Annotated in this window: 11 protein-coding genes; 10 read left to right on the plus strand and 1 reads right to left on the minus strand. The window is 62.1% G+C overall.

Going from position 1 to position 10,415, the window contains the following annotated elements:
* Positions 1-180: 180 nt before the first annotated feature.
* Positions 181-558: a termination factor Rho gene (locus M2S36_RS19590; RefSeq protein ID WP_207830378.1), complete on the minus strand. Its 378-nt coding sequence runs from the start codon at positions 556-558 to the stop codon at positions 181-183.
* A 269-nt stretch (positions 559-827) separates the two neighbouring features.
* Between M2S36_RS19590 and pstS the strand changes: the two genes are divergently transcribed.
* From pstS to M2S36_RS19640, 10 genes are all read left to right on the plus strand, one after another.
* Positions 828-1,859 (plus strand): phosphate ABC transporter substrate-binding protein PstS, encoded by a 1,032-nt coding sequence (pstS, locus tag M2S36_RS19595; RefSeq protein ID WP_087500806.1) that lies wholly within the window; start codon positions 828-830, stop codon positions 1,857-1,859.
* Positions 1,860-1,931: 72 nt separating this feature from the next.
* Complete coding sequence (gene pstC, locus M2S36_RS19600) at positions 1,932-2,897, plus strand: phosphate ABC transporter permease subunit PstC (RefSeq protein WP_063913585.1); 966 nt, start codon at positions 1,932-1,934, stop codon at positions 2,895-2,897.
* Complete coding sequence (gene pstA, locus M2S36_RS19605; protein WP_024086822.1) at positions 2,897-3,790, plus strand: phosphate ABC transporter permease PstA; 894 nt, start codon at positions 2,897-2,899, stop codon at positions 3,788-3,790. Before pstC ends, pstA begins: the two co-directional genes overlap by 1 nt.
* 75 nt (positions 3,791-3,865) lie before the next feature.
* Complete coding sequence (gene pstB / locus M2S36_RS19610) at positions 3,866-4,627, plus strand: phosphate ABC transporter ATP-binding protein PstB (RefSeq protein WP_233687519.1); 762 nt, start codon at positions 3,866-3,868, stop codon at positions 4,625-4,627.
* Between the two features lie 40 nt (positions 4,628-4,667).
* A complete protein-coding gene (locus tag M2S36_RS19615) occupies positions 4,668-5,366 on the plus strand; it encodes a hypothetical protein (RefSeq protein WP_333957684.1) in 699 nt (232 codons plus the stop codon).
* Positions 5,366-5,965, plus strand: a complete 600-nt coding sequence (locus tag M2S36_RS19620) for a hypothetical protein (protein WP_063913583.1) — start codon at positions 5,366-5,368, stop codon at positions 5,963-5,965. The genes M2S36_RS19615 and M2S36_RS19620 overlap by 1 nt, the downstream gene beginning before the upstream one ends.
* Positions 5,966-6,126: 161 nt before the next feature.
* A complete protein-coding gene (locus M2S36_RS19625) occupies positions 6,127-6,681 on the plus strand; it encodes a helix-turn-helix domain-containing protein (protein WP_063913582.1) in 555 nt (184 codons plus the stop codon).
* Positions 6,682-6,708: 27 nt separating this feature from the next.
* Positions 6,709-8,055, plus strand: coding sequence for a glutamine synthetase family protein (locus M2S36_RS19630; RefSeq protein WP_063913581.1), 1,347 nt, complete (start codon positions 6,709-6,711; stop codon positions 8,053-8,055).
* Between the two features lie 78 nt (positions 8,056-8,133).
* Positions 8,134-8,907 (plus strand): gamma-glutamyl-gamma-aminobutyrate hydrolase family protein, encoded by a 774-nt coding sequence (locus M2S36_RS19635; RefSeq protein WP_063913580.1) that lies wholly within the window; start codon positions 8,134-8,136, stop codon positions 8,905-8,907.
* A gap of 70 nt (positions 8,908-8,977) precedes the next feature.
* Positions 8,978-10,336 carry an aspartate aminotransferase family protein gene (locus tag M2S36_RS19640; protein ID WP_333957685.1) on the plus strand — a complete coding sequence of 453 codons (1,359 nt, stop codon included), beginning with the start codon at positions 8,978-8,980 and terminating at the stop codon, positions 10,334-10,336.
* The last annotated feature ends 79 nt before the right edge of the window (positions 10,337-10,415 follow it).

A 10,415-nucleotide genomic window follows, 5' to 3' on the forward strand; every position in this document is an offset into this window, starting at 1 on the left:
AGCCGGTGCCATGCACCGTGTTGGATTCTTCGCGGCTGAAGCCGCTCCCACAGGGTACGCGGACTGCTTGCGAATTCAGTTCTCCAAGCGACAGCGCAGCCCGAAGGGCTGGGCCATCTCCCACGGGGATCGTGCCCGGCCGAGGATTGGCGCCATTCCGCGGGTGGCGGAGGGCTTGCGTCATGCCTGCGCGAGCGCTTCCACCAATTGCGCCTTGGTCATGGTGGAGCGCCCCTTGATGTCTTTACTACGCGCTTCTTTCATCAGGCTTTGCTTACTCTGGGTTTCCAGGGAACTGCCTGATTTGCGGGAATGACCCTGGCGTGACTTCGCTGCACGTTTGGCAGAGTCCGAACGGGCAGTCTTCTTTTCGCTGGAGGATGTCGTTTGCCCCGAGCCTCCTTTTTTCTCACCACCCCCGGACTGCTTGTTGACGGTGGCCCAGGCCCGCGCCTCGGCCTGGTCTTTCGGCACGCCTTTGTGCTCGTAGCTTTCCTCGATATGTTCGGCCTTGCGCTTTTGCTTGTCGGTGTATTTGTCCTTGTCGCCGCGTGGCATGGCATTCACTCCCGTCTGGTTTGCATGAGCGGTTGAATGCCGGGGCAACACCAGAGTGCCCGCTAATCGACGAGTGGTGCCAGGAAGCCTGTTGCCCACCAGAAACCGTCATTCAAACGACACTTTGAGGCCTTAGGGTTGAGGCAGCCCTTGATGCTGCCGTGATGGCGCATCCGGACGGCTCTACCCTGCGGCCTGCCATTCATTGGTCACAAAGCTGTAACATTGCTGCTGCAAAGTGTGCCGGCCATCACACGGAGCGCTTTTCGATGATACGCCTGATGAAGTCTGCTGCACTTGCCGTTGCCGTTTCTCTTTGCGCCACCTCGGCTTCCTTTGCCGCAGAGAACGTCCGCCTGACCGGTTCCGGCGCCAGTTTCCCGGCCCCGATCTACCTGACCTGGTTCAAGGCCTTCAGCAAGGAAACCGACGGTGTCACCGTTGACTACCAGTCCAAGGGGAGCGGGGCGGGTGTTCAGGACTTTCTGAATAAAACCGTCGACTTCGCCGCCAGCGACTCGGCCATGAAAGCCGAAGAAATCGCCAAGGTCGGCGAGGGCGTACAGTTGCTGCCGATGACCGCCGGTGAAATCGTCCTGGCCTACAACCTGCCGGGCAACCCAAAAGGGTTGAAGCTGCCGCGCGATGTGTACTCCAATATCTTCCTCGGCAAGATCACCCAGTGGAACGACCCGCAGATCGTCGCGGCCAACCCTGAGCTGAAACTGCCAGCTACCCCGATCACCGTGGTCGTGCGTGCCGACTCCAGCGGTACCACTGCGGTATTCACCAAGCACCTGTCGGCCATCAACGCTGACTTCAAGCAAGCGCTGGGTGAAGGCAATACCGTCAACTGGCCGGCCAGTGACAAGTTCATCAAGTCGCCGAAGAACGATGGCGTAACCGCCACCGTCCGCCAGACCCCAGGCGCCATCGGCTACATCGAATACGGCTTCGCCAAGCTGGCCAAGGTCGACTTCGCCCAGCTGCAGAACAAGGCCGGCCAATACGTCGTGCCGAACGCCGAGAGCGGTGCCGAGGCACTGGCGGCGGTGAAAATGCCGGAGAACCTGGTGGCCTGGCTGCCTGACCCGGACGGTGCCAAGTCCTACCCGATCACCTCCTACACCTGGATGATCTTCCGCAAGGACAACGGTAACCCGGCCAAGGCCAAGGCCATGCGCGAAATGGTCGAGTACAGCCTGACCGAAGGCCAGAAGATCGCTGACTCGATGGGCTACATCCCGCTGCCACCGTCGGTTGTCGATCAGGTGCGCAAAGCGTCCGCCAACATCCAGTAACACGCCCAGGCGCTCCCGGTGTGGTCTTGCGGCCATGCCGGGTGTGTTTGCCCTCTGTCCCGGAACTTGCCAATGAACACACCTTTTGCCATCCCGGCTAACCCCGACTCCGCGTGCCAGCCACCGTCTGCGAAGGACTTCCTGGTTGATCGCACCTTCCGTGCGCTTGCACGCATCGGCGTGGTGCTGGTGCTGGCGTTGGTCTTCGCGCTGGTCTACGAAGTGGGCCGCAAGGCACTGCCAGGCATCGAGAAGCACGGCTTTGACGTGCTGTTCGGCAGCGTCTGGGACGTCAACCAAGGCAAGTACGGTATTCTGCCAGCGATCTGGGGCACGCTTTACAGCGCCCTGATCGCCCTGTTGATCGCCGGTTTCTTCGGCATCAGCATGGCCATTTTCCTGACCCAGGACTTCCTCCCGGCCAGGCTGGCGTCGGTGTTCCGCACCATCGTCGAGCTGCTCGCTGCCATCCCCAGCGTCGTTTACGGCCTGTGGGGGATCTATGTGGTCATCCCGGCCATTCGCCCGCTGACCACATGGCTGAACAGCGAGCTGGGCTGGATTCCCTTTTTCGGCACTTCCCTGAGCGGGCCCGGGCTGCTGCCGGCTGCGCTGGTGCTGGCGATCATGATTCTGCCGACCATCGCCGCCGTTTCGCAGGATGCGCTGACCAGCGTGCCGATGAAAACCAAGCAGGCCGCCTATGGCCTGGGCGCCACCCACTGGGAGGCCATCCTCAAGGTGATGGTGCCATCGGCGGCCACGGGCATCTTCGGTTCGCTGGTGCTCGGCCTGGGCCGTGCGCTGGGTGAAACCATGGCGCTGGCCATGCTGGTGGGCAATGCCAACACCATTTCCCTGTCCTTGTTCGCCCCGGCCAACACGCTGGCGGCCTTGCTGGCCCTGAACTTCCCGGAGGCTGGCCCGAACGAGGTCGAGGTGCTGATGTACGCCGCGCTGGTACTGATGTTCATTACCCTGCTGGTGAACGTACTCGGTTCGATGATCATGCTCTACGCCCAGCGGGGTAACAAATAATGACGAACCTCACCACCCCTGCAAACGCGTTGCCCAGCCTGCAGCGCAAGCTGGAAGGCCGTTCCCTGCGCAGCCTGGTATTGACCACGCTGGCATGGTTCGCGGCTCTGGTGGCCAGCGTGCCGCTGATTTCCGTGCTGTACATGCTGATCACCCGTGGCGGTGCACGCCTCAACCTGGAGGTGTTCACCGAGCTGCCGCCCACCGGCTTCGAAATGGGCGGGGGCTTCGGCAACGCCATGGCCGGTACCTTCGTCATGGTCGGCATTGCTGCTGCCATCGCCGTACCGGTCGGTATCCTGGCCGCGGTGTTCCTGGCCGAACTCGGCCCGGACAGCAAGCTGGCCAACGCCGCACGCTTCGCCGCCAAGATGCTCACCGGCCTGCCGTCGATCCTGGCCGGCGTATTCGCCTACGCCCTGGTGGTGATGACCACCGGCACCTACTCCGCGCCGGCTGGCGGCGTGGCCTTGGCGGTACTGATGCTGCCCATCGTCGTGCTGACCGCTGAAGAGTCGATGAAGATGGTGCCCAAGATCATGAAAGATGCCGCCTACGGCATGGGCTGCACCCGTGCCCAGGTGATCTGGAAAATCGTCCTGCCCACCGGCCTGCCGGCCATCCTGACCGGTGTCATGCTGGCCGTGGCCCGCGCCGCCGGCGAGACCGCGCCGCTGCTGTTCACCGCGCTGTTCAGCAACTACTGGATCCTGCATGACGGCGACCTGGCGGTCATGAACCCGACGGCCTCGCTTGCCGTACTGATCTACAACTTCTCCGGCATGCCATTCGACAACCAGCTCGAGCTCGCCTGGGCGGCCTCGCTGGTGTTGGTGATGATCGTGCTGGTAATCAACATTTTGAGCCGAGTATTCGGCAAGCCCAAGTATTGAGAAAGGGAGCATCCGAACTTGAACGTATCCACTGCGCCAAAAGCCGCTCCCGTGGTCAGCGAAGCCCCCATCGTCATGGACTGCAAGCTGGACAAGATCTTCTACGGCAATTTCATGGCCGTTCGCGACAGCCATGTGCCGATCAGGAAAAACGAGATCACCGGTTTCATCGGGCCGTCCGGTTGCGGCAAGAGTACCGTGCTGCGTAGCCTCAACCGCATGAACGACCTGGTGAAGGGCTTCCGCTTCGAAGGCCATGTGCACTTCCTGGGCCAGGACGTCTACGGCAAGGGCGTCGATCCTGTGGTGGTGCGCCGCTACATCGGCATGGTGTTCCAGCAGCCCAACCCGTTCTCGATGAGCATCTTCGACAACGTCGCCTTCGGCCTGCGCCTGAACCGCTACAAGGGCGACATCGGCGACCGCGTCAAGCACGCGCTGCAGGGCGCCGCGCTGTGGGACGAAGTGAAGGACAAGCTCAAGGTCAGTGGCCTGGCCCTGTCCGGCGGCCAACAGCAGCGTCTGTGCATCGCCCGCGCCATCGCCACCGAGCCGGAAGTGCTGCTGCTGGACGAACCCTGCTCGGCACTCGACCCGATTGCCACCCGCCGGGTGGAAGAGCTGATGGTCGAGTTGAAGAAGGACTACACCATCGCCCTGGTGACCCACAACATGCAGCAGGCGATTCGTGTGGCCGACACCACCGCGTTCTTCTCGGTCGACATCTCCAGGGGCACGCGTACCGGTTACCTGGTCGAGATGGGCCCGACCACGCAGATTTTCCAGAACCCGCGTGAACAACTGACCGCTGACTACATCAGCGGCAAGTTCAGCTGAGGCCGCATTACCTTCCGTCAAGTGTTACCAGGGATTTCCAATGCGAGCGACGCGTCGTCTTGATCTGCCAGCGGTAGAGCGTGCACTGCGCGAGGTGCAGGCCCGCTTTGCCGAACTCAGCCGGCACTTCACCGAACCGCGGGATCCGTTTACCGACGAGGTGCTGCTGAATGTGGTTGAAGGCTACGCACTGATTGACGACTATGTCGCCCGGGGGGTCGACCTTTTCGACCTTCAGCAGCTGAACCTGATGCTGGAGATCAATGCCACCGTACTGTGCGGCAGCGACCCGGCGCGCAGGTTGGAGTTTGCCCCGCACCTGGCGGCGACCGAGGCGCACTTTTTCAATAATGTGGAGGGCGGCATCAAGGACCTCTACAACTGGTATTGCTCGTATGGCAGCGACTCGATCTGGAAGCGCGCGGCGGGTGTCTACGTTCGGATTCTCAGCAAGCCGCAGCTGTTCATCGAAGGCAACAATCGCACGGGGTCGCTCATTGTCAGCTACTTGCTGATGCGCGCGGGGCTACCGCCCTTCGTGCTGTCGCTGGACAACGCCGAGGGTTACTTCAACCCGTCCTCGGTCATACGCAACTCTGCCAAGCATGGTGTCAAGGCCTTGTACGAACTACCCAAGATCAAGAAAAAGTACGCAGCCTTCCTTGAAGCGAAGGCGCCTGAGCCCGGCAAGTTCTTCCTCTGCGGCACATCCGTGCCTGCGCACGAGAGGTGCCGCTGATGCCAAGGCCTTCACTGCTCCAGCGCGGGCGGCAAGCCATCGAGCGCACGTTCAACCGCCCGCAGGTACGCATTTCGTTCGATATCGACGACACGCTCGCCTGCCAGGCCGACCATGCCGCCGCCGAGGACAGCAAGCTGCCGGCGTTCGTCCACCGCTGGTTGGGTGAACCCCTGCGCAGCGGTACGCGCTCGCTGATCCGCGACCTGCGCCGTCAGGGCTGCAGCATCTGGATCTACACCTCGTCCGGGCGCACGCCGTCCTACATCCGCCGTTGGCTGATGCTCTACGGCATCCGTGTCGATGGCGTGGTCAACAGTGATCGGCACCAGCATATCCTGGCCGTGAACGGGCTTGAGAATGCGCCCTCGAAGTTGCCATCGGCCTTCGATATCGACTTGCATGTCGATGATTCCGACGGCGTGCGGCTGGAAGGCGTCGACCACGGTTTTCGCGTGGTGGTGGTGTGCCCGAAGGATGACAACTGGGCACAGAAAGTGATGGATGCGGCAGTCGATGTCCAGGCACAGCTGGCCTGGCAGCAACCGCACCGCTATCAGATGCCGGTACGGCAGCGTTCGCAAGCCCTCGCGTCCTGAGGGCTTCAAGGTACCTTTCTCGTTACGCTTCTTCGCGCCTTGTTACCCCCCCCAATATCTCCCTGCGCAGTTCCCCTTTTCAGATCCGGCTTGACGCGTGAAATTTTTCATGTATTTTTTCATGAAAAATAACTCTAAAAATTTCACGGCAGTCTCAAACGATGAAGATGCACGAAGAGGTTGAAGCCCTCGCGATCCTTATTCACGACCTGCGCAAATTCAAGAACCTGACCCTGGGCGAACTGGCCGAGCGCATCAACCGCTCGGTCGGCTTCCTGTCCCAGGTCGAACGCGGTGTTTCGCGCCCTACCGTGGCGGACCTTACCGCCATCAGTGAAGCGCTCGGCGTATCGACCGCGTACTTCTACAACCTGAGCAAGCCCCGCAGCATCAGCTGGGTCACGCGCCCTCACGAGCGCCGCACGCTGTACCTCGAGTCGGGCATCACCGATGTGCTGGCTTCGCCCAGCATCGCCGGCGCGTTCTCCATGCTCGACAGCCACCTCGAGCCAGGCGCCAGTAGTGGCGAGCTGTACCTGACTGACCGTTCCGAGCAGGGCTGCTTCGTGCTCGAAGGCGAACTCACGGTATGGCTGGACCACGGCGACGCCGTGACCCTGCAGGCCAACGACTGCTTCCAGCTGCACCCCCACGCGCAGTTCCGCTACGCCAACCTGACGGAAAAAACCACCCGCGTGCTCTGGGTTTTCAACTGAATTCGTTCACCTCACAAGGACAAGAAGATGAGTGTCATCTTTCCGGATCTGCTGACTGAAGTGCGTTCGTTCCGAGCGAAACACCCAGAAATACGCTATGTCGACCTGATTGCGCTGGATATCCCCGGGCACTTCTACGGCAAGCGCTACCCCATGGACATGCTGGAAAAGGTCGCAGCCGGCACGCCGCTTAAGTTGCCGCAGAACTGCGTGCTGCTGGGCACCCAGGGTGGCCTCTACCCAATCGGTGACTACTGCTTCGCCGACGGCGACCCGGATGCCGCCCGCCGCCTGGTGCCGGGTACCCTCAAACCAGTGCGCTGGGAAAAGGAAGTGATCGCGCAGATGCTCATCACCTCCGACGGTACCGCCAAGCCCATCGAGTTCGAGCCCCGTGAAGTGCTGGCCCGGGTGCTCCAGCGCCTGGCCAGGCGCGGCATCCGCCCGGTGGTGGCCTTCGAACTGGAGTTCTACCTGTTCGACCGCAAGCTCGATAACGGCCTGCCCCAGTACCCACGCGACACGGCGACCGACGACCAGGACGACCAGCCGAACATGCACATCGAGCGGCTGTCGCGCTTCGCACCGGTGCTGCACGAGATGGTCGATGGCGCCAACGAGCAGGGCGTCCCGGCGAACGTCATCACCGCCGAGCTGGGCCCAGGCCAGTTCGAGATCAACTTCTCCCACAGCGACGATGCCCTCAGTGCGGCGGACTGGTCGGCGCTGTTCTGCCGCAGTACCCGTGGTATCGCGATGAAGCACGGCTACCGTGCCAGCTTCATGAGCAAGCCGTACCTCGACGCGCCGGGCAGCGGCATGCATGTACACGTCAGCCTGTACGACAACGCCGGCAACAACATCCTGGCCGGCGCCGAACAGCGCAAGCTGCGCCATGCGGTGGCGGGGTGCCTGGAGCTGCTGCCCCATTGCATGCCGATCTTCGCCCCCAACCACAATGCCTACCGCCGTTACGGCGCCATGGTCAACGCGGCGAGCAAGGCCAGCTGGGGCTTCGAAGATCGTGATGCGTGTATTCGCATCCCCGAGTCCGACCCGCGCAACCTGCGCATCGAACACCGCCTCGCCGGTGCCGACGCCAACCCGTACCTGGTGCTGGCGGCCATCCTGACCGGGATGGAGCATGGCCTGGATCGTGGTGTCGAGCCCATCGCCCCGCTGAACGACAACCGCCAGAGCGGCATCGACTTCCCCAAGGATGCGCTCAGTGCCCTGGCCGCCATGCGCCACCACCCGGTGGTCAACGAGGGCCTGGGCAGTGAGTTCGTGATGGTCTATTGCGAAAACAAATACCAGGAGCAACTGGACTTCATGCGCCACATCGATGCCCGCGAATACCGCTGGTTCCTGTAGGTGCCGAGGTTCGAACAGCGACGCCTCCCTTTCTACCGTTTCAATACAACGCGCAATATGGATTTGCCGGAGGAAGATATGCCACGTGTGCCCGTTATCGGCATCACCGCATGCACCAGCATGATCGAGCTGCATGCAACCCAGACCATCAGCGAGAAGTACGCGCGCGCGGCGGCCAAGGCAGCGTGTGGGTTACCCATCGTGATTCCCAGCCTCGCAGACCTGATGGACAGCGCCGATATTCTCGATGTGGTGGATGGGCTGATCTTCACCGGTTCGCCGTCAAACATCGAGCCGTTCCACTACAACGGCCCGGCCAGTGCAGCGGGTACCCACCACGACCCGCTGCGGGATGCCACCACGTTGCCGCTGATGCGTGCGGCCATCGCCGCCGGTGTGCCGGTGCTCGGCATTTGCCGTGGCTTCCAGGAAATGAACGTGGCGCTGGGCGGCACCCTGCACCAGAAGGTCCACGAGACCGGCATGTTCATGGACCACCGTGAAAGCAAGGGTGAGCCCATCGAAAAGCAATATGGCCCGCGTCACGCCTTGCATATAGAGCCCGGCGGCATGCTCGACCGCATGGGCTTGCCGGCGATCATCAACGTCAATTCCATCCACGGCCAGGGTATCGATGTACTGGCCCCTGGGCTGAGGGTGGAGGCGCTGGCACCCGATGGCCTGGTGGAAGCGATTTCGGTCGAGAACAGCAAGGGTTTTGCCCTGGCCGTGCAATGGCACCCCGAGTACCAGGTCATGGATAACCCGCATTACCTGACCATCTTCCAGTCCTTTGGCAAGGCCTGCCGGCATCGCTCGGTGCTGCGCCAGATGCTGTTGAAGTCCGCCTGAACAGCGACCGTTCCCAATTACAAAAAAGTACCCGCGCAGCACGGCTGCGCAACTTGATGGAGTGAAGTCAATGAGTGAACAGCATTCGCAGACCCTTGCCTGGCAAGCGATGAGCCGCGACCATCACCTGGCGCCGTTCAGCGATGTCAGGCAACTGGCCGAGAAAGGCCCGCGCATCATCACCTCGGCCAAGGGCGTGTACCTTTGGGACAGCGAAGGCCACAAGATTCTCGATGGCATGGCAGGCCTTTGGTGTGTGGCGGTGGGCTATGGCCGCGATGAGCTGGCCGACGTCGCCAGCCAGCAGATGAGGCAGTTGCCGTACTACAACCTGTTCTTCCAGACTGCGCACCCGCCGGCGCTGGAACTGGCCAAGGCGATCGCCGATGTGGCCCCGCCAGGCATGAACCATGTGTTCTTCACCGGCTCCGGCTCCGAAGGCAACGATACCGTGCTGCGCATGGTCCGCCATTACTGGGCGCTCAAGGGCCAGAAGAACAAGAAGGTCATCATCGGCCGCATCAACGGCTACCACGGCTCCACCGTGGCCGGCGCGGGCCTGGGCGGCATGAGCGGCATGCACCAGCAGGGCGGGCTGATCCCGGATATCGTGCACATCCCGCAGCCGTACTGGTATGGCGAAGGCGGCGACATGGCCGAGGCCGACTTCGGCGTGTGGGCGGCCGAACAGCTGGAGAAGAAGATCCTCGAAGTTGGCGTGGACAATGTCGCCGCCTTCATCGCAGAACCGATTCAGGGCGCTGGTGGGGTGATCATTCCGCCGCAGACCTACTGGCCGAAGGTGAAGGAGATCCTCGCCAGGTATGACATCCTGTTCGTCGCCGACGAAGTGATCTGCGGCTTTGGCCGTACCGGCGAGTGGTTCGGCAGCGACTACTACGACCTCAAGCCCGACCTGATGACCATCGCCAAGGGCCTTACCTCCGGCTACATCCCCATGGGCGGCGTGATCGTGCGTGACGAAGTGGCCAAGGTCATCAGCGAAGGCGGTGACTTCAACCACGGTTTCACCTATTCCGGCCACCCTGTGGCGGCTGCGGTGGGCCTGGAGAACCTGCGGATCTTGCGTGACGAACAGATCATCGAACAGGTGCACGACAAAACCGCTCCTTACCTGCAACAACGCCTGCGCGAGCTGGCCGACCACCCGCTGGTAGGCGAAGTGCGCGGCCTGGGCATGCTCGGCGCGATCGAGCTGGTGAAAGACAAGGCCACCCGCGCCCGCTACGAAGGCAAAGGTATTGGCATGATCTGTCGCCAGCACTGCTTCGACAACGGCCTGATCATGCGCGCGGTGGGCGACACCATGATCATCGCGCCGCCGCTGGTGATCAGCATCGAGGAGATTGACGAACTGGTGGAAAAAGCCCGCAAGTGCCTGGACCTGACGTACGAGGCTGTTCGGTAAGGGACGAGCCCTGGGACTGGTGCCAGTCAGTTGAATGGTTTGGGGCCGCTTTGCGACCCTTCGCGGTGTACGACCGGAG

This window comes from Pseudomonas sp. SF2 (assembly GCF_036858055.1).
GTDB lineage: Bacteria > Pseudomonadota > Gammaproteobacteria > Pseudomonadales > Pseudomonadaceae > Aquipseudomonas.

What these genes read in the sequence shown, in the direction of transcription:
- pstA (WP_024086822.1), top strand. Translation starts at nt 2,897, where the DNA reads ATGACGAACCTCACCACCCCTGCAAACGCGTTGCCCAGCCTGCAGCGC.
- pstC (WP_063913585.1), top strand. Translation starts at nt 1,932, where the DNA reads ATGAACACACCTTTTGCCATCCCGGCTAACCCCGACTCCGCGTGCCAG.
- M2S36_RS19625 (WP_063913582.1), top strand. Translation starts at nt 6,127, where the DNA reads ATGAAGATGCACGAAGAGGTTGAAGCCCTCGCGATCCTTATTCACGAC.
- pstB (WP_233687519.1), top strand. Translation starts at nt 3,866, where the DNA reads ATGGACTGCAAGCTGGACAAGATCTTCTACGGCAATTTCATGGCCGTT.
- M2S36_RS19630 (WP_063913581.1), top strand. Translation starts at nt 6,709, where the DNA reads ATGAGTGTCATCTTTCCGGATCTGCTGACTGAAGTGCGTTCGTTCCGA.
- M2S36_RS19640 (WP_333957685.1), top strand. Translation starts at nt 8,978, where the DNA reads ATGAGTGAACAGCATTCGCAGACCCTTGCCTGGCAAGCGATGAGCCGC.
- M2S36_RS19620 (WP_063913583.1), top strand. Translation starts at nt 5,366, where the DNA reads ATGCCAAGGCCTTCACTGCTCCAGCGCGGGCGGCAAGCCATCGAGCGC.
- pstS (WP_087500806.1), top strand. Translation starts at nt 828, where the DNA reads ATGATACGCCTGATGAAGTCTGCTGCACTTGCCGTTGCCGTTTCTCTT.
- M2S36_RS19615 (WP_333957684.1), top strand. Translation starts at nt 4,668, where the DNA reads ATGCGAGCGACGCGTCGTCTTGATCTGCCAGCGGTAGAGCGTGCACTG.
- M2S36_RS19635 (WP_063913580.1), top strand. Translation starts at nt 8,134, where the DNA reads ATGCCACGTGTGCCCGTTATCGGCATCACCGCATGCACCAGCATGATC.
- M2S36_RS19590 (WP_207830378.1), bottom strand. Translation starts at nt 558, where the DNA reads ATGCCACGCGGCGACAAGGACAAATACACCGACAAGCAAAAGCGCAAG.